This is a genomic window from Mesorhizobium sp. ES1-6, assembly GCF_020164775.1.
In the GTDB taxonomy this organism is placed as follows: Bacteria; Pseudomonadota; Alphaproteobacteria; order Rhizobiales; family Rhizobiaceae; genus Mesorhizobium.
Genome location: NZ_JAIUGU010000012.1, coordinates 39574 through 57339, shown reverse-complemented (window position 1 = coordinate 57339; position 17766 = coordinate 39574). Strand labels below are relative to the sequence as shown.

Annotated in this window: 15 protein-coding genes and 1 pseudogene; 11 read left to right on the top strand and 5 right to left on the bottom strand. The window is 61.7% G+C overall.

Features of this window, described 5'->3' with window-relative positions:
* Window positions 1–508 precede the first annotated feature (508 nt).
* Window positions 509–1720, top strand: coding sequence for an FAD-dependent monooxygenase (locus LB564_RS24770; protein ID WP_140707768.1), 1212 nt, complete (start codon window positions 509–511; stop codon window positions 1718–1720).
* A 549-nt stretch (window positions 1721–2269) separates the two neighbouring features.
* Window positions 2270–2428, top strand: a pseudogene (locus tag LB564_RS24765) (ISNCY family transposase); the annotation flags it as partial.
* Between the two features lie 212 nt (window positions 2429–2640).
* On the opposite strand, the gene traA reads toward LB564_RS24765, so the two are convergent.
* Window positions 2641–7311: a Ti-type conjugative transfer relaxase TraA gene (traA, locus tag LB564_RS24760; RefSeq protein ID WP_224541830.1), complete on the bottom strand. Its 4671-nt coding sequence runs from the start codon at window positions 7309–7311 to the stop codon at window positions 2641–2643.
* Between the two features lie 222 nt (window positions 7312–7533).
* Here traA and LB564_RS24755 point away from each other — a divergent pair, with 222 nt between their 5' ends.
* The 7 genes from LB564_RS24755 (at window position 7534) to LB564_RS24725 (ending at window position 12728) form a co-directional block, all read left to right on the top strand.
* Complete coding sequence (locus LB564_RS24755) at window positions 7534–7758, top strand: TraC family protein (protein WP_140707764.1); 225 nt, start codon at window positions 7534–7536, stop codon at window positions 7756–7758.
* A 49-nt stretch (window positions 7759–7807) separates the two neighbouring features.
* The gene (locus tag LB564_RS24750; protein WP_140707762.1) at window positions 7808–8071 is read left to right on the top strand and encodes a conjugal transfer protein TraD; all 264 of its coding nucleotides are present in this window, start codon (window positions 7808–7810) and stop codon (window positions 8069–8071) included.
* Between the two features lie 23 nt (window positions 8072–8094).
* Window positions 8095–10011: a Ti-type conjugative transfer system protein TraG gene (traG, locus tag LB564_RS24745; RefSeq protein WP_224541724.1), complete on the top strand. Its 1917-nt coding sequence runs from the start codon at window positions 8095–8097 to the stop codon at window positions 10009–10011.
* 231 nt (window positions 10012–10242) lie between these two features.
* Window positions 10243–10371: a DUF2274 domain-containing protein gene (locus tag LB564_RS24740; RefSeq protein WP_318012855.1), complete on the top strand. Its 129-nt coding sequence runs from the start codon at window positions 10243–10245 to the stop codon at window positions 10369–10371.
* Between the two features lie 78 nt (window positions 10372–10449).
* Window positions 10450–11031, top strand: a complete 582-nt coding sequence (locus LB564_RS24735) for a TetR/AcrR family transcriptional regulator (RefSeq protein ID WP_140707758.1) — start codon at window positions 10450–10452, stop codon at window positions 11029–11031.
* A gap of 68 nt (window positions 11032–11099) precedes the next feature.
* A complete protein-coding gene (locus LB564_RS24730) occupies window positions 11100–12017 on the top strand; it encodes a macrolide 2'-phosphotransferase (RefSeq protein WP_140707756.1) in 918 nt (305 codons plus the stop codon).
* Between the two features lie 426 nt (window positions 12018–12443).
* Window positions 12444–12728 (top strand): WGR domain-containing protein, encoded by a 285-nt coding sequence (locus LB564_RS24725; RefSeq protein ID WP_140707898.1) that lies wholly within the window; start codon window positions 12444–12446, stop codon window positions 12726–12728.
* 44 nt (window positions 12729–12772) lie between these two features.
* Here LB564_RS24725 and LB564_RS24720 read toward each other — a convergent pair whose 3' ends face one another.
* The gene (locus tag LB564_RS24720; RefSeq protein WP_181173748.1) at window positions 12773–12937 is read right to left on the bottom strand and encodes a hypothetical protein; all 165 of its coding nucleotides are present in this window, start codon (window positions 12935–12937) and stop codon (window positions 12773–12775) included.
* Window positions 12938–13236: 299 nt separating this feature from the next.
* Entirely contained in the window at window positions 13237–13545 is a 309-nt protein-coding gene (locus tag LB564_RS24715; RefSeq protein WP_140707752.1) for a DUF736 domain-containing protein, read from the bottom strand.
* A gap of 721 nt (window positions 13546–14266) precedes the next feature.
* Between LB564_RS24715 and LB564_RS24710 the strand changes: the two genes are divergently transcribed.
* Together LB564_RS24710 and LB564_RS24705 are read left to right on the top strand one after the other, a co-directional pair.
* Window positions 14267–14524 (top strand): FitA-like ribbon-helix-helix domain-containing protein, encoded by a 258-nt coding sequence (locus tag LB564_RS24710; RefSeq protein ID WP_140707750.1) that lies wholly within the window; start codon window positions 14267–14269, stop codon window positions 14522–14524.
* On the top strand, window positions 14521–14946 hold the full coding sequence (locus tag LB564_RS24705) for a type II toxin-antitoxin system VapC family toxin (protein WP_140707748.1): 426 nt from the start codon (window positions 14521–14523) through the stop codon (window positions 14944–14946). The genes LB564_RS24710 and LB564_RS24705 overlap by 4 nt, the downstream gene beginning before the upstream one ends.
* Window positions 14947–15495: 549 nt before the next feature.
* Here LB564_RS24705 and LB564_RS24700 read toward each other — a convergent pair.
* Both LB564_RS24700 and LB564_RS24695 read right to left on the bottom strand, forming a co-directional pair.
* The gene (locus LB564_RS24700) at window positions 15496–16422 is read right to left on the bottom strand and encodes an ArdC family protein (protein WP_140707747.1); all 927 of its coding nucleotides are present in this window, start codon (window positions 16420–16422) and stop codon (window positions 15496–15498) included.
* 335 nt (window positions 16423–16757) lie between these two features.
* Complete coding sequence (locus tag LB564_RS24695; protein ID WP_140707896.1) at window positions 16758–17345, bottom strand: hypothetical protein; 588 nt, start codon at window positions 17343–17345, stop codon at window positions 16758–16760.
* Between the last annotated feature and the right edge of the window lie 421 nt (window positions 17346–17766).

Sequence of the window (17766 nt, the reverse complement as noted above, 5' to 3'; positions counted from 1 at the left end):
AAGCTGCTGGATCTCACCTTCGCCAGCGCAGGGCGCAGTGTCAGCTGTGCGCCTGATGTCGGCAGTGGGGCTCAATTTTGCGATCGCGATGGGTTGCCGAGGCGATTCAGAAGCTTCTTGTCGACGCAAAGGTCATCGGGCTCAGCAGTACCGAGATCAAGGAGGAGACCGGCAGCGTCGATGAGGCGGTTTCGATGCCACTGGATGTTGCTACGCCCATAGCGGAGGCCCGTCGCGAGGCCACGCGGCGGGCTTTCTGTTTCGATGTTTAGACCACGCACAGTTACGCGGCACCGAATTGAATCCTGTTCTCCGCCCAGCATCGCGATTGCCCCGGCATCCTCCCTTGCTTCATCCCTAGGGAAGCCCGCCGCTGCCGTGAATGGGGCGGCGGGTAAATGAGGCTGCCCATTAACGAAAACATTAGTGACTGCTGATATCACAACAAGGGCATTTGGCGGGGGACAAGAGCCGACGAGATACTCGGGCACACGTCTGAAGAAGAGCGATGAATAGCCAGAACTATCCTGAACTGTTCGGCGAACACGCCGAGGCGACGACAGTCGACGTGGCCATTGTCGGCGCCGGACTGGCTGGCACCACCCTGGCAACGGCTTTGGCCAAAGCCGGGCGCAAGGTCGCCCTGATTGATCCGCACCGCGTACACCATAACGAGTTCCGGGCCGAGAAGACCCGTTCTGAGCAGATCCATCTGTTCGAGAAGCTGGGCCTCGGTTCTGTCGTAAAAGCCCTGGTCACCCCGACAAATGACATTCAGGTTTTTCGCTTCGGACAGCTCTTTGAGCGCAAGGAAAGCGCGGAGTTCGGATTCTCCTACGGCCCGCTGGTCAACGGTTTACGCGACGGCCTGCCACCAGAGGTGCCTCTGACCGTCGGGAAGGTCGCCGAGGTCTCGACCGGGCCAAATTGGCAGCGGCTTGTGCTCGCAAACGGCAGCATTGTCGCTGCCCGATTGTTGGTGGTCGCTACCGGCTATAGCGAGGCGGTCCGGCGCACGATCGGCGTGGAGCGCGTTGAGCTATCGAAGGCGCATTCCCTCGCGATCGGGTTCGACCTTGAAGTTTCGCCGCAGCAATTCGGTCCTCGCTCCCTGACCTTCTATCTTGGGACGGTTAGAGACCGCATTCCCTTTCTGACGGTGTTCCGGATCGGCAACCGCATGCGGGCAAACATGTTCGTCTACAGGACCGCTGCTGATCCATGGACCCAAGCGTTTCGAGCAAATCCGCAACAAATGCTGCTTGAATTGATGCCGGAGATCGCCAACCATTGCGGCGACTTCGCCATCAACAGCCCGGTGGAGCTGAGGCAGGTCAGCCTGACGACCACCAGCGGTCATCGGCGCGACGGTGTCGTCTTCATCGGCGACGCGTTCTCCACGACATGCCCAGCCCAAGGTGACGGCATCCACCGGGCGCTTACTGATGTCGATCGCCTCTGTTCGACCTACATCCCCCTGTGGCTTGCCACACCCGGCATGGGATCAGAAAAGGTTTCTGCTTTTTACGACGATCCCATCAAGATCGCTGCAGACCAAAAGGCAATGCTTGCAAGCCTTTATGCCAAGGCGATTGTCACTGAGACCGGGTTGGAATGGCGTATCCGCCGGCTGCGCAACAACACCGCTCGCCAGTTGATGATCATGGGCCGCAAAATACAGCATCTAGCGAAGTGGCGGCCAAGGGGCGGCATTGGCTAGCGCATTCAAAGCACTGCTCAATGTGAATCCTCGGCCTCGGCGGCCGACCGGCTTTTCTTTCAATCGAGCTGTAGGAGCCTCCGTGAGACGGGGCGTCGCATACAGATTGTCCTATTTGCGGCGCGAGTTGGCGAAGTCCGAGCGATTGGGCAGGCTTGGGTAACAGGGCAAGTGCCTCAGCCGGCCACTTCCCCGACGGCCAGGCCAAGGCGACGGTTGGGGACGCATAGCCGGCAGCATCGACCGCGCCGGCATAATGGATAGTGTGCGATGATAAGCGCTTGATTTAACAATACAAATATCAGTTCCATAACAGATATTATGCTGCAAATTGCCGCAAAATAGAAATGTCTTGATTCCGCAGTAGGAATGTCGCTCCGCTTTGCTGAATGCCATTCTCCCCACCGCCGTTTGTGAGGGAGACAGCAGGTGGGATTTGTTTTTGATGAGCGAACGCGAACTCCAACGCATAGAGGTTCTATCGAAGGCCATCGAGCAAAGGATGACGACTGTCGCGGCAGCACATGTGCTTGGATTAACCAGGCGTTCGAGCTCAACATTGAGATCCTGTGCGCCAATTCGAGTCAGGCCAAGGGCCGGGTGGAACGTGTCAATCGCACGCTGCAGGACCGGCTCGTGAAGGAACTGCGTCTTGCTGGCATCTCAGATATCGAAGAAGCCAACGCTTTTCTGCCGGCACGGCTTCAACGTGGTCCGGATCACCCACCCGAATGCTGTTCTGGACCGCGGGAAGTCGCGCCGCTTTGCGCGCAAAGCCTCGGCGCCGGCGGGATCGTCCGCCTCGATGGCAGCGACGCGTCCCGATACAAGCCCGCGCCTGGTTCATGATCTCGATGGCAATCTCGGCCCGCACGGTCGTGTCGATATCGATTGTCTGTCCGGCCATTGTCTTGTCTTTCCTACCTGGTGATAACCTTGGCGTGATTGAGCGCCCGCATCTGGCGCTCGGCGACAATATCCTCAGCCCCGCCGGGCCGAACGGCGTTCTGCAGAACCTTGAGGCGGGGCTGCATCGCCTCGAACATCTTGCGCTGAGCGGTCGGAACCCGATTGACGACGTCACCCTGTTCACGCCCGATCGCGTTTGGCCCGAACCGCCTGTCGAGGGCTTTGCTGACGGCGGCGAATTCTCCCCTGACCTTTGCGTCGAGCGCGCGGACAAGCTGCATGATTTCCTTGGGGGATTTCTCGACCGCCGCCGTCAGACGGACCAGATCGGCCTCGGCCCTCGCGGACAGACCTGGCACCGCCACGCTCATCCGCTCCCGATCGGCGAGGACGGCGGCCTTCTCGGCGTCGAGCGCCCCTTGCCATGCCTTCCCCATCGAGATGACATTGGCGGCAACGCTCTTCACGGCAGCAACCGCCGACTTGCGTTCCCGCCCGGGGGCCAATAGCCGGTCAATGACCCGGTCGGAGCCATGCAACGGACCATAGGCAGCTGGCTCGTTGGTGACGGCGCGCGCGATCCGCTCCGGCTCCACACCCTTGACGACAAGATCCTCGATCATCGCAAGCGACGCTGCCGGATCACGCCAGACGCGCTGCGCGGTCTCGGCAAGCACCGCGCGCAGCTGCTTGTAGCGGGGAACCTCAAGCGCGCGCGTCTTGGCCTCGCCCTCGGCGGAGGTTTTGAACTCGGTGACGGCGGCGAGCATCGGCAATGCGGGCGGCGTTGACGTTTCCTGGATCACGGCCGGATCGTAGGCCCCCGGTACTGCGATCCGCGACGGGTCGCGCTTTTCGACCAGATATTGCTGTTCATTGAACCGCCGTACGGCGGCGAACAATGTTGTCAGTTGCGCCCGCCTGCCGTCCGCCATCCGTTCGGCCATGCGCTCGGCCATCTGCTTTTCGGCATACTGGTCGGCTTTGTCGGTGAAGGCGCTCCAGCCGAAACGAGCGGTCAATGCCTCGCCGACCGCCTTCATCTCCTTAGCCAGGGACCGTTCCTCGGCGGCATAGGCTAAGGCAGTCTTGTAGGCACCCTCCCCGCCCCTCTCGCGCACCGCCTCGATCTCCGTGAGCCGCGCTATGGCATGCGGGGACAGCGCGGGGACCGAAAGTGACATGGCGGCCCGGCGCGTATGTTGGCGATTTGCGAAAAGGCTCTGATCGCGTTTGAAACTCTCGGCGTGGCTGCGCACCAGCGGTTCGAGGTCTGCAACGGCGGCGATAGCATCCGCTCGCTCCTGGCGAGCCGGCTGTCCGTCGACCAGGCTTGCGCTGCCGCGCATGGCGCCCAGCATCGAAGGGCTATGAGCGAGATCTTCACCGAGCCGGCGGGGCTCGACAGCGAAGGCGGATGCCTGCTGGTTCAGCCGATCGAGCGCTGCCGCCGGATCGCGATAGATGCGCTCGAGCACTGGAAGGAGGATCGCCTCGCGCTCCTTCCATCGTGCCGACGCTAGGTGCTCGGCGCGCGCATCCTCCTCCAGCGAGCGGGCAAAGCTCGCCTGGGGCGCCAGCAGATATCGGGCCTCGCCGGAAAACGGCGCGGGCTGCGTGGGCTGGGTTTCCTCTGCCGCGACCGGTGCAGAAACGACCGCCTCAGGCCGGACGGTCCGATCGTCATAAGTGGCGCTGCGTTCCTTCTCGATCGCAAGTCCAAGCGCGACGCTGGCGCACTCCCAGAGCCGCGCCACGCGATCGCATTGCGCGGCAATCCACGACAAGCGCCGCTCCACCCCTGCTTCCATTCCGGCAGCAAGTTCGATTGCGTGATCCATGTTACGCCGCCGGGCGAAGTCGACGACCTGCGCCTGGTAGCCCGCTTCGGATTCGTAATCGAGCGTGGTGGTCTTGGCGCCCGAACGGGATAGAAGCTCGACCAACTGCTTGAAGAGCTCCGGCCGATGGCTTTCCTGCTCGATGCGTTCCTGACGGACTTGCGCCGTCTCGACCTGCCCGGCGGCCCAGACATTGCGCTCGACCTCGAGCTTTTGGAATTCTTTTCTGCCCGTTTCGGGATCGACGACGGGCACGTTGATGGTGACCTTCTCCACGCCGTCCTTGCGCAGGGTGACGGTATCGCCGGTTTCAACGCGGCCCTTCTCTATCGCCTTTGGCAGGCTGACACCCCAGACACGATGGACCGTTCCATCGTCGGTCCGGACGTCGGCATAGGGGCTCTTTTCGACATCCTGGTTGCCGCGATAATGATCCTTGCCGGTTTCGACCAGTTCGCCGGTGACACCGGCGCCATGATCGACACGCGTCCCCCGACCCCATTTGTGGCGCGGCGCAAAATCCTCGTGCGCCATATAGAGATCGGCCCGATCGCGATGGCGCGACATCGCCACATAGGCCAGATGCTGATCCATCATGCCGGTGGCGAGAACGAAGCTGCGGTCGACCGTCGACCCTTGAGATTTGTGCACAGTGGCAGCATAGCCATGGTCGATATTGCGATAGGTGTCCGGCCCGAACGTGACCTCGCGGCCCGCGTCGAGCTTGACGGTCAACAGGGTTTCGCCGCGCTCGGTCGTGGTCGAGACGACGGTGCCCAACATGCCGTTCTTGACATGCTGGACGGCGAGATGCTGCGCTCGCTTCTCGAAGAAGCGGGCGTTCTCGAGGAAGATCATGCGGTCGCCGATTGCGAACTGGCGCGCGCCGCGTTCGGTCTGGAAAGCGCGCTCCTCTCTAAGCGCACCCTGCCCCGCCATCACGGTGCGGATCGCGTCATTGAGCCTCCGCACATCGTCGTTCGTCTGCGCCAGAACGAGCAGCTCGGAACCGCTGAGTTTACGATTTTCGCGTTCGGCCCGCGCACGATATTCTTCGCGCGCCTGACCCCAGTCGGTGACGATCCGCTCGATCGCAGCATCGCGGGTCTCGAGCTGAAGAATGCGATCACGCTGCGCATAGGCATCGAGGGCCTCTTCGACCTTTCCGCGGGCGAACAGGCGTGAGGCATCGCGGGCCCATGCTTCGCGCTGACGACGCACGCCGGTGAGTTCGGCAAAGCCGATGCGCTCGACAATCGCGCGAAACGCGGCACCCGCCTGGATCGGCTGAAGCTGCATCGGGTCTCCAACCAGCACCGCTTTTGCACCAGCGTGTTCCACGATCTTGAGCACACGGGCCAATTGCTCCGACGACACCATGCCGGTCTCGTCGACAACCAGCACATCGCCCTTCTGCAGCTTGTCGCGCCCATCGGCCCAGGCCAGTTCCCAGGAAGCCAGCGTCCGCGATTTGATCCCGGAACTGTCTTCCAGACCCTCTGCCGCCTTGCCGGCGAGTGCCGCGCCGATGACGCGGCGACCATCGGTCTCCCAGGCACGTCGCGCCCCATCGAGCAACGTCGATTTGCCTGCGCCCGCAAGCCCAACCACGGCAGCAATCGCCGTATCGTTCGTGACATGCCGGATCGCGTCGACCTGTTCGATATCGAGCTTGAACAGGTTTTCCGGATCGCGGCTCTCCACCACGCGAATGGCCTCATCGACTCTATCGGATGCTACTTTGAACCCGGATCGGCCGGACAATTCTCGCGCCGACTGCGCCATATCGTATTCGGTGCGCAGCATCGCCCGCGTGGTGAACACGGCAACGTCGCTGATCTTTCCGGTGTCCGGATGGATCTGCTGCGGCTTCAATGTCACCAGATCGGACGACGCCATCAGCTGCGCCCGGATGTTGGCGAAGACGGTCGGATCGTCGACAGTGCGATGCAGCGCTTTGGCGATTTCCCGCTCATCGAAGGTCGAGCGTTCGCGGCTAAGTTGCTTCAACAGAAGCCCCGGTTCGTCGGCAAGACGGTCGGCCATTTCCTGCCGCCGCGCCAAGGCAGCCGGCGCGAAATACATCTCCCTGCCCTTCCGAACCAGCGCCGCCTTGGCCGGGCCGAGGTGGCTTTGCGCGATACCATCGAAACCTTGTTCGGCATAGGAGCGCCCGTCGAGACGGATGTCATGACCGGCAAGCGCCAGATGTCTGTTGGCCGTTTCCGCCCAGGCGATCTTCCATGCTTTCATCGTGTCCTTGTCGCCGGCCCAGAGACGATAGACGATCTTGCCTTTTGGGCGATCGGGGGTGGCGACACGCAGCGGCTCACCGTCTTTGCCGAGAACCGCGACCTTCTTCGGCCCGAACCCGTCATCGGTCAGCGGCCGCAAGGTGGTCATCAGATGGATGTGCGGATTGCCACCCTTGTCGTGATACACCCAGTCGGCAGCCATGCCCGCTGACGTGAGGTTGTCGCGCACGAATTCGCGCACCAGGGCGATGTTCTCCACCCTCGATAACTCTTCGGGCAACGCGAAAATCATCTCGCGGGCAAGCTGCGCATCCGCCCTTTTCTCGAACGTGTCGACGGCATTCCACACGACCTCGCTGGCGCCGGCGATTGTCCGTCCGTCTATCATGGTGCGCAGCCAGGCCGGCGTCTGATCCGGCAGCGCCAGCTCCTCATGCACGAGCTCGGCTTTGCCGCCCTCGTAGCGGAACCTCATCCCGGTCTGCTCTTCCTCCATCCCTGTGCGATGGCGATAGGCGGCAGCCGAGACGACGCTGCGCCCCGCTCCCCGACTGATCACCTGTGCCCGTACGAACATGATCGCCATACGATCCAAGACCTCTCCCAAGCCAAGTCGCTCCAGCGACGTATATTGCGCCCTCGAACCGATCGGACTGAAGGGCCGATGCCGCTTCTCGGGATGCGCCCTTTCGGGCGCAAACCCAAAATGAGCCTCACGGCTCGATGGAAAGTAGCATCTTTTACTATTCGTTTATATACGGTATAATCGGCGCACAAAAGAAGGCTACCGGAAAGTGAAAGGTAGAAAATGCGTGCAAAATCATCGATTTCAGAGATTGATGCCCAGATTGAGAAACTACGCGAAAAACGCCGTGCAATTCTCGTGAAGGCCAATGAGCGCTTTGCCCGCGCTGCCGCCAAGGCGGGGCTGGCAGAACTCGAAATTGCGGACAACGAACTCGACGCGATGTTCGAGGAGATCGCCGCGCGATTTCGCAAAGGCGGCAAGGGGCCTTCAGGCGCATCTGCTTAAGCGCCTCGATCGGCGCATTCTGGCTCTGGAGAGAAGGCGGCGGCAGACGATGACCGAGGAACGCAAAAAGGATGCCCGGGAGAAGATCACGCTTGGGGGGCTGGTCGTGAAGGCCGGGCTGCGCCAGGCCGACCGCGCCTTCCTGCTGGGTGTGTTGCTGGAGGCAGCGACCGTTCGGGTGGGATCGCCCGAGCATCACCGCCTGAAAGTCAGAGGCGGCATGGCCTTCCAAAGAGATCGGTTGGACGCCGCGGACGCGGCGACATCCGGATCGCCTGTTGGCGATGATTCAGAAAACTTCACCGGCGACTAAGCGCCGGCGAAAGGATGCCGGACATGGCAGGCAAGACCAGACTGAAACCGGCACTGGTATGGGCAATCGTGCCTGCCGCCGTCGCCGCGATCACGCTGGTGATAACATCGTACCGATGGCAGGGTATGGCGGCCGCGTTCTCGCCGGACAACGCGTACTGGTTTCTGCGCTCTGCGCCTGTTCCCAATCTGCTCCTCGGTCCGATTGCGGGGCTGATCACCGTGCTTGTGTTGCCGATGCATCGCCGCCGGCCGGTGGCGATGGTGAGCCTTGTCTGCTTTCTTGGTATCGCCGGCTCCTACGCGTTGCGCGAATATGCCCGCCTCTCGCCATCCGTCGAAAGCGGCGCGGTGACCTGGAACGGAGTGCTCTCTTATCTCGACTTCTTCGCGGTCATCGCCGCGGCTGTCGGTTTTGTCATCGTTGCGATTTCGGCACGGATGTCGATCGTCGTTTCCGACCCGGTGAAGCGTGCGAAGCGGGGAACCTTCGGAGATGCCGACTGGCTCACCATGTCGGCGGCCGGAAAACTGTTTCCGTCTGACGGCGAGATCGTCGTCGGCGAGCGCTATAGGGTCGACAAGGAGACGATCCGCGACTTGCCGTTCGATCCGTCCGACCGCGAGACGTGGGGCAGTGGTGGGGTCGCACCGCTGCTCACCTACCAGCAGGATTTCGATTCCACCCATATGCTGTTCTTTGCCGGATCAGGCGGGTTCAAGACCACCAGCAATGTCGTGCCGACAGCGCTTCGATATACAGGTCCGTTGATCTGTCTGGACCCCTCGACCGAGGTGGCCCCGATGGTTGTCGAGTATCGGACGCAGAAGCTCGGCCGAGAATGCATGGTGCTCGATCCCGCGAACCCGGTGACCGGGTTCAACGTCCTCGACTGGATCGAGACGTCGAAACACAAGGAAGAGGACATCGTCGCGGTTGCACATATGCTGCTGTCGGAAGGCTCACGTTTCGAATCCTCGACCGGCAGCTATTTCCAGAATCAGGCGCATAACCTTTTGACGGGATTGCTCGCCCATGTCGTGCTGTCCCCGGAATATGCCGGACGGCGCTCACTTCGCAGTTTGCGCCAGATCGTCTCCGAGCCCGAGCCCTCCGTTCTCGCCATGCTGCGGGACATCCAGGCGACGTCACAGTCCAGCTTCATCCGCGAGACGCTGGGCGTCTTCACCAACATGACCGAGCAGACATTCTCCGGGGTCTATTCGACCGCGTCGAAGGATACCCAATGGCTGTCGCTCGACGATTACGCGGCACTCGTCTGCGGCCGCTCGTTCAAATCGAGCGATATCATTGCGGGCGGGAAGGACGTATTCCTCAATATTCCGGCGGCGATTTTGCGCTCCTATCCGGGGATCGGCCGGGTGATCATCGGCTCGCTGATCAATGCCATGACGCAGGCCGACGGAGCGTTCGAGCGCCGCGCCCTGTTCATGCTCGATGAGGTGGACCTGCTCGGCTACATGCGGGTGCTCGAGGAAGCGCGCGACCGTGGCCGCAAATACGGCATCACGCTGATGCTGATGTATCAGTCAGTCGGCCAGCTCGAACGGCATTTCGGCAAGGACGGTGCGACGTCATGGATCGATGGATGCGCCTTCACCTCCTATGCCGCGATCAAGGCGCTGGAGACGGCGCGCAACGTTTCGGCCCAATGCGGCGAGATGACCGTCGAGGTCGAGGGCAAATCCCGCAATGTCGGCTGGAGCAATGCCAACAGCGGCAACCGAAAATCGGAAAGTCTCAATCTGCAACGCAGGCCGCTGATCATGCCGCATGAGATCACGCAGCAGATGCGCAAGGACGAGCAGATCATCATCGTACAGGGGCACGATCCAATCCGCTGCGGGCGGGCAATCTACTTCCGGAGAAAGGACATGGATGCCGAGGCTAGACCAAACAGGTTCGTCAAGTCGAGCTGACCGGCTCTTCGCTCGCCCGGTCGTGCGCGTCATATTCTGCGTTCGTCGGCCAGTGGAGCTCCCCATGAGGGAGAGCGCCGCCTCGATGGCCCTCTGCGCTTCGACCAAATCCGAGCGACGCATGTAGGTGCCGTTGCCGTTGACCATCCGGCCTTAGAAGCCGCGTTGAAGTCGATCAAGTGCTACCCCGACGTGATCCTGAATCTGCTCCGTGGCGTCTGCCCCTTGGTGATGCTCGACGAACAGGGTCGATCAATCGAGAATCCGGTAAAGCTGATCGTGCCAATGCTCGAACGATTCATCACTCCGGATCGGGCGTTCGCGAGGGCGAAATGCTCAGCAGGCACCTCAGCCGACTAAACCTGACGAAGGGGCCGGCGGCAATTACGATGGGTTCAGCACCTAGATTCTGAAGCGTATCCGTGGAAGATAACGACGATGCCACGCCCCAAACTTCATAGCGACGAGGCAGTGCTTGAGGGTGCCAGGAAGGTTCTCAAGGAGCGCGGCCCCGAGGCATTCACACTCAACGACGTTGCGACGGCGGTCGGAATCTCGCGCGCGGCGCTGATCCAGCGGTTCACCAATCGTCAGACGCTGCTACGTCACATCATGGCGCACAGCGTTGAACTGACGAGAAGCCATCTCAATGACATGCCCGTGGACGTGGGGCCGCAGGCGCTATGGCGCTTTCTTATTGACCTCGTGGGCGTCATGGGATCCGGCGACGACTTTGCGTCAAACGTCCTGCTCGCTTGGTATGAAAGCCAAGACACCGAGTTGCGGCGGCTCGCCGTAGAGCGGCACGATCTCACCATCGCCGCCATCGCCGCGAGAGCTCCCCTTGATGGCGCGACGGCGCCGAACGATGTCGCGCAGATGATCCACTCGGCCATCGGGGGCGCTTCCATGCAGTGGCTCCTGCGGAGAACCGGAGCGCTCGATGCGTTCATCCTTGCCCAGCTTCATCCGCTGATGGGGCTTTTGTTTCCCGGAATCCATTTCCAGCAGCCCGACTGAAACACTTTCCTTGAATATAACCGACACGATGGTTATTATATGGCGCTCTAGTGATTTAGGTGCACGCCATGGAACAACCTCGCGACAGTAACGACACCCAGCTACGGCAACTCGCCCAGCAGCATGGCATCGACTTGTCCGGCCCGATGGAAATCATTGAGACCGGTTTGGATTTTCGGGTCGCACTGGCTGACGATGGTGACGGGCGGCCGTGGGTTTTGCGCGTCCCGCGGCGTGCAGCGGTGTGGCCCAAAGCAGAGCGAGAGGAGCGTTTGCTCCGCTTTGTAAGGCGGCGTCTTCCCGTGGCGACGCCGGAATGGCGGATATGTTCGCCGGAACTGATTGCCTATCCGCGCCTGCCGTTTGCGACCGCCGTGTCAGTGTTCCCGGAAGGCGGTGAGCCGGCTTGGAATATCGACAAGAATTCCCGCGCCTTCGTCGAGAGCTTCGCGACGGCGCTTGCAGCGCTCCACGCGCTTGATGTCGAGGAGGCGATTGCAGCTATCGACGATCAGGCCAGATCGCACGATCCTCGGGGGCGTTTCTCCGAGGACCTAGAACGGGTCAAACGCGAGATTGGAATCGCGGAGGCGGTGGAGCGCCCATGGAAGGTCTGGCTCGACGACGACGCCTCTTGGCCCGACTTCACAGTGCTTACGCATGGCGATCTTCACGCCGGCCATGTGCTGGTGAACGCTGATGATCGAGCAATGGGCATCATCGACTGGACCGAGGCTGAGATCGGCGATCCGGCCACGGACTTCAAATTTCATCTCATGGGTTTCGGTGAGGAAGGGCTCGACCGGCTGATCGACGAATATGAGGCCGCCGGGGGCCGAACATGGCCGAAGATGCGCTGCCATGTCGCCTCTAGATTATCGGCGTTTCCGATCACCTACGCGCTCTTCGCCCTGGAAAGCAGCGATGAGCAGCACCTCGGCGAAGCCCGTCGGCAACTCGGCGTAGAACCAAACGTCGGAGCGTGAACGCTCCGGCAACGGCGCGCGCATGCGGTCTACGAACACCTCAGCCCTCTGATCTGACAAGATGACGATTAAGCATGTTCTTCGCCCTATCGCGGTAGTGCCAAACATCAGTCTCTGCACAGAGGCGTTCGGCGATCCTGGCGACGCGCCGAGCCGTCCCCGAAGGGCTCGCCCAACCTTGTCCCTACCCGACGCCTTGGTCCCTTGGCCGGAAGGCGACTCTCCCGCTTTCTTGATACACCCCGTTATCGACGCACGGCGCGCATAGTCGAGGGAGGAGACGTTGGCCGAGCATGTGTACTCTCATCGACGCAATGGACGACGACAGAGCTGGTGGGCTGATCCATAACCAAAATGAATCGTTTGCCCGCACCCGATTCAAAGAAGTCGTTGGACCTAGAAATCGAATAGCGCGAGTCTGTCCCTATGCTCGCGCAACCCTACCAACTGTACGTCGAACGGACGGATCCAACGAAGAACATGGCCCGGTTCTACGCCATGTCGATCGAGGCGACACTGTTCGGAGACGTCTGCCTCACCCGCAGATGGGGACGCATCGGCGCGCGTGGCCAAGCCATACAACATCATTTCAAGAAGGAGGAAGACGCCGTGCGGCTCTTCCTGGAACTGCTGCGCAACAAACGCGGGCGCGGTTACGGCCCGCAAGCGTGGCGTCAACAGCACAGTCGCCGGACTCCGGCAACTCTATAGGCTGGTCGATCCGGCCTGTGGGTTTTCTCCGGGCGGAAAGCCTCCTAGAAAGGAGGCTCCGCCATCATGATCGCCTCTTGCTCGGCCCAGATGGTTTCGCGCTCGGCGAGAGCGGCTTCAAGCGCGGCCTTGATCTCGCCACGCTCGCCGCGGTAGACAGCGTTCCGCAGTTCGGCGCGCAATTCTTCGATTACCTGATCTATCGACATCTTCGTCTCCTTGACGTTTTTGAAAGATGTCACCGGCGGTCATGGTGATCCGGAGGGGTCGAGGGACGCGTAGCGACCAGCGGAGCCGGCGAGTGGGGGAGCCGAAATGCGCCAACATTTTGGGGGTACCACGAAGACCTTGGAGCCTCCGGATCGCCATGGCAGGCTGGACGATCTGAGCAGACTTCCCCCCAACGGTTGGCGCCAAAAAGCCGGGACCAGGCTCGATGCCTGGTGTCGGCTTCACCAGACGCAGCGAGGAACCCCGCCTGTGCGGCGGGGTCCTCTGTCGGGGGCGGTCAGTCCCGGTTGGGGCGGGACCAGATCAGCTGGAGGCCTTCCTCGCCTTCCACCTCGATCAGGGTGGCGTAGATCGGAGCGGGGAAGCTCGGGTCGTCCAGCTTGACCGAGAGGTAGTCGCGACCTTCAGCAGAGACCTTCTGCCATGCGGCGCCGAGATCGACATTGCCGCAGAAGATGCGGAAGTGCGGTCCCTTGTCGGAGGGGTTTTCGATGCGGACCAGCTTGGCTTTGACGTTGAGGTTGAGGGTCTTGATCGAACCGTTGAAGCCGTTGCCGGTGGAAGCGAAGGTGCCGATGGTAGCCATGTGTCTCATTCCTTTTTTGTTCGGGCCGCGCCCATCGCGACCTCGATGACGGTCGATGGACCGGAGGCGATCGACCGACACCCGCAGGGCTCGAACGAAGTGGAAGGCGGCCGGGAGAGACTTTGTTGATGCGCGAGGAATGGCGGCGCAGCCGTCAGGGGAAGAAAGTCTCGAAGGCCGTTGCCGGGACGGGATCGAGAGCCCGCTAAAGCGGGATCGCCCTTCGGTCAGACCAGTCACATCGAGGACGCAGGTGGACGTGGCCTTTACGAAAACCTGAATGAAGACCGGCGTTTCCGTCGTCGGCGTCATCCCCAAGATACGGAGGATTGTTCGAGCGACGGCCTATCTTGGCCACAGGCAGCCCGCGCACCGCCCTGGAACCACCGACCGGGATCGTCTCGACAGTCTCTCCCACCGGCCTCGGAACAGAGACGCCGTGGGAGGCCGATGCGCTAACCGCGCTTCACCACCTGCCAGGCTGACCGGCGCGCTGAAGTCAAAGCTGCGTCTGCAGCTCGCGATACCAGGAAAGCGCAGGCAACCGCACATCCGGCTTTCGTTTCCAATGGGATCGGTCCCGATGGGGACGCCTGTGCAGGCAGGGAAGTCATCCGCCGTGGCCCTGCCCTCGACTGTCGATCCCGACTGCTGATCTTGTAGAGTGATATCACGTGTACTATATTGCCTGCAGTGCAGGCGGTTGTCTCTGGAGGTCATCATGGCAAGCGTAACCGTCAGAAACCTGCCGGATGAAGTGCATCGCGCGCTTCGCGTGCGCGCTGCTACGCATGGCCGTAGCACTGAGGCGGAGATCCGCGACATTCTCGAAACGACGGTTCGGCCGGTGGAGCGCCTCAAGCTTGGTTCGCTGCTGGCATCGATCGCCCACGAGGCCGGCGGTCTGACCGACGCGGAAGCCGAGAATTTGAACGAACTGCGCGACAAGACCCCAGCCAAGCCGATGAGCTTCGAATGATCGTTCTCGATACCAACGTCATTTCGGAACTGTGGAAGCTCGCGCCGGATTCCAACGTTCGGACTTGGGTCGATGCTCAGGCGGTCGAAACTCTTTATCTATCGACAATTACCGTGGCCGAGCTTCGTTTTGGCCTGGCGGCGATGCCAGAGGGCAAGCGCCGCACGATCTACCAAAAACGGCTGGAAGCAGAGGTCCTGCCAGCCTTTGCGGGGCGCGTTCTCGCTTTCGATCTGGATGCTTCGCAAGCCTATGCTGACTTGATGACCCGGGCGCGGCTGGCCGGCAAGGCTGTGGGTAAGGCCGATGGCTACATAGCTGCCACGGCCGCAGTGGGCGGCTACATGGTCGCTACCCGCGACACCAGCCCTTTTGCAGCCGCGGGGCTGAACGTCATCAACCCTTGGGATCCTGCGACGTGACGATGTGCCGGGTTTTCAATCGCCCCTGCCGCGGATGGCCTTTTGGTCAGAGGCTTATTTGGCCGACGCGGCGGTCGTTGTGAGATCAGCATCCCCCGTGGGGGCTGTCACCAACGGCGGCCATGGTGCGCCGGAGGAGTCAAGGAGCGCGCAGCGACCGGCGGAGCCGGGGAGTGGGGGGAGCCGAAATGCGTCAGCATTTTGGGGGTACCACGAAGTCCATGGAGCCTTCGGAACGTCAAGGCAGGGTTGGACGATCTGAGCAGTCCCGCTTTCTTCCCTGTCGGCGAAGCCGTTGCGAGGTCAAGGCAGCCGCGTGGGGGTCACCGGCATTGTCGTCTGTAGGAATCGACAATCGATTCTGCCGTTACGTTATTGGTTCGCAACCTAATCAGAACTGCCTTAAAATCCGATGCCTCTGCTTGAGGTAATTGGTCCTCTACAGACAAGCCATGGTTGTGGACTGGACACCGACTCCGAGGCTGAGAACACGAAGGCGGATCGGGGAAGGCTCGCCGCCCTCCCCTTCAAAGCTTTGAGATTGCAACATCACGCAGCCTCTGCGACCCATGTCGCCTTCGGCTGGAGATCGTGCAGATAGTTGACGGCGCGCTGCGCATGAGCGGCTGCGGCGAAGATAAACCGCTTCTCGTTCTTGAGGATTTTAAGCCAGCTTGCCAGGTAGCTCGCGTGATCGGGGCGCGGCTCCAGTTCGGGAACTATGCCGAGATCGGCCGCCAAAAAGCAACCGCCCAAATCGGCCACGAGTTCCTCGTGCGCCCTGAAGGAGCGATCCTTGTGATAGCGGGAGAGGTTGCGATCAAGCCGCTTTTCCGATCCGACCCAATGCGTCAGCTCGTGTCCTAAAGTCGCATAGTAACTCGGCGCATCGCGAAAGCTCTCGAACGGCGGCATTTGCACGATATCGAGAGCCGGATTGAAGAATGCCTTGTCGCCTCCGTGTCGGATGACCGCTCCGGTATTGGCGAAGTAGGCATCCGCATGTTCGATCCGTTCCACCGGATCGTCCACGGGTGCGGGATTGCCATAATATTGCGCGGGCAGGTCCTCAATCTGATCGGCGCAGAACACGGTGTAGGCCTTGAGGAAGGGAATGCCGCGTTCAACTTCCTCGCCGCGAGCATCGGTTTCGGTGCGGGTGAAGCGGCTGGAGTAGACGACTGTTGCGCCGGACTCGCCCTTGCGGACATGGCCACCCAGTTCGACGCTCTGTTTGAACGTCATCCAGGTGGGCGAGACAAATCCTCTTGCGACCGCCTCCGACCACAGAAGCAGCGCATTGATCCCCTGATACGGCAGACCGTTATGACGGAGCGGGCGGGTGATCCGGCCTGTCGTATTCGCCGCACTCCAGGGCTTGACCCACGGGCGCACACCCTTCTCCAGTTCCGCGACGATGCGGTCGGTGATTTTCGCGTAGATATCGACGCGGGGTTTGCTTTCTTTCCTGCTCATTTTTTTCGAGCCTCCATTCGAGGCCGCGCCAGTCGCGGCCGTCACGAGGTCGACACGCGCAGGACCGCAGGTCGGCGAACCCGCAGATGCGCAATCGGATAGGAAGGGAGATGTCGCACGGCGGGCCGCAACGTCAGTGAAGGACGGCGCAGCCGTTTCGCGGAACGAGGACCGGAGCAGGACCAACATTCGTGCTGGCCGCGACTGGCGCGGGCCAAATGTCTGTTGCTGGTGTCGGGTTTGGATCATCGAGACATGCGAAGAGGCCGGCGTCCGAAAGGACACCAGCCTCATTGGGTGGAAATTGGGCGGAGCCGAAGGTCCGCCCTTGGCGGTCAGCCAAGTGCCGCCATCTGGAGATCGGCAGCCTGCCGGCTGGCGTTGTGGCCGGGATTGTCGACCTGGCGCTCATAGGGCTTCCAGCTTTCGCCGACGATGTGCTCGTAAGCCGCGACGGCACCCTCGGCCGCCATGCGCAAGGCGTGCGACTGTAGACCCATGTCGGCTGCGAACTCGCGCTTGCGCTGGGAGTTGCTGTCGAAGCCGACCGGACCGTCGAGGTCCTCGTCGCGGATGTCGTTGGCGAGCTTGGCCGTGGCATCTTTTGCCTCGGTGACGGCCTTCGAATAGAACTGGCCTGCCCCATAGGCGGAGCCGACATAGGAGCCGACGATCCGTTGCAGGTGGATCTGCATGGCCTTGTCGGAAAGCCCCTCGGAGAGGGTATCGGCGCCTTCGATCAGGCTGCGCTGGTGGAATTCACGGATGCCGTCGCTGTCGAGGACCGGGAGGCCGAAGCTTTCGGAGATGAGGGTGGCCTGGTTGCCGTCCGGGCAGCAGAGCCGGACCATTTCGAGGGTCGTGCCCTTGCGGAGTGGGACGACACGGGCTTTGGACTTGGGGGAGCGGGTTGAATTGGACATGAAGCTTACCTTTCTAGCGATGCCCTCCAGGTGATCCGGCCCTCGGCCGGTCTTCCCTGCGGGTGTGGTCAAAAGGAACCGGCGGAAGCTGGGCGCTTCAGGGTCCGGAGCCTGCCAGGCGAGCGAGGTCGGCTTGCGAACAAGCGGGGGCCAGTCCTTCACTGGTCCCTGCGCGGGACGCGGGCCCGCCTTGTCGAGATCGGCGGGTTCCGGCCGTTGCGCGGCGCGATAGCGGTCTTGAAGGGACCAGCCGCAGGTTCAGACCGCAGCAAACCCGCCGGGAAGACGGGCCGAGGGATGGTCAACGACACCGGCGTGCAGACCGATAAGCGTCCGGTCGATCCGCCGCCCTGGCCATTCCTTGGCCCTGCCGCTCCACAAGCGCATCACCAACATATGCGGGCCGCCTGGTCACCGTGGA

What these genes read in the sequence shown, in the direction of transcription:
- LB564_RS24720 (WP_181173748.1), bottom strand. Translation starts at nt 12,937, where the DNA reads ATGTCGATAGATCAGGTAATCGAAGAATTGCGCGCCGAACTGCGGAAC.
- LB564_RS24755 (WP_140707764.1), top strand. Translation starts at nt 7,534, where the DNA reads ATGCGTGCAAAATCATCGATTTCAGAGATTGATGCCCAGATTGAGAAA.
- LB564_RS24770 (WP_140707768.1), top strand. Translation starts at nt 509, where the DNA reads ATGAATAGCCAGAACTATCCTGAACTGTTCGGCGAACACGCCGAGGCG.
- LB564_RS24740 (WP_318012855.1), top strand. Translation starts at nt 10,243, where the DNA reads ATGCTCGACGAACAGGGTCGATCAATCGAGAATCCGGTAAAGCTGATC.
- LB564_RS24715 (WP_140707752.1), bottom strand. Translation starts at nt 13,545, where the DNA reads ATGGCTACCATCGGCACCTTCGCTTCCACCGGCAACGGCTTCAACGGT.
- LB564_RS24730 (WP_140707756.1), top strand. Translation starts at nt 11,100, where the DNA reads ATGGAACAACCTCGCGACAGTAACGACACCCAGCTACGGCAACTCGCC.
- LB564_RS24750 (WP_140707762.1), top strand. Translation starts at nt 7,808, where the DNA reads ATGACCGAGGAACGCAAAAAGGATGCCCGGGAGAAGATCACGCTTGGG.
- LB564_RS24705 (WP_140707748.1), top strand. Translation starts at nt 14,521, where the DNA reads ATGATCGTTCTCGATACCAACGTCATTTCGGAACTGTGGAAGCTCGCG.
- traA (WP_224541830.1), bottom strand. Translation starts at nt 7,311, where the DNA reads ATGGCGATCATGTTCGTACGGGCACAGGTGATCAGTCGGGGAGCGGGG.
- LB564_RS24695 (WP_140707896.1), bottom strand. Translation starts at nt 17,345, where the DNA reads ATGTCCAATTCAACCCGCTCCCCCAAGTCCAAAGCCCGTGTCGTCCCA.
- LB564_RS24735 (WP_140707758.1), top strand. Translation starts at nt 10,450, where the DNA reads ATGCCACGCCCCAAACTTCATAGCGACGAGGCAGTGCTTGAGGGTGCC.
- LB564_RS24700 (WP_140707747.1), bottom strand. Translation starts at nt 16,422, where the DNA reads ATGAGCAGGAAAGAAAGCAAACCCCGCGTCGATATCTACGCGAAAATC.
- LB564_RS24710 (WP_140707750.1), top strand. Translation starts at nt 14,267, where the DNA reads ATGGCAAGCGTAACCGTCAGAAACCTGCCGGATGAAGTGCATCGCGCG.
- LB564_RS24725 (WP_140707898.1), top strand. Translation starts at nt 12,444, where the DNA reads ATGCTCGCGCAACCCTACCAACTGTACGTCGAACGGACGGATCCAACG.
- traG (WP_224541724.1), top strand. Translation starts at nt 8,095, where the DNA reads ATGGCAGGCAAGACCAGACTGAAACCGGCACTGGTATGGGCAATCGTG.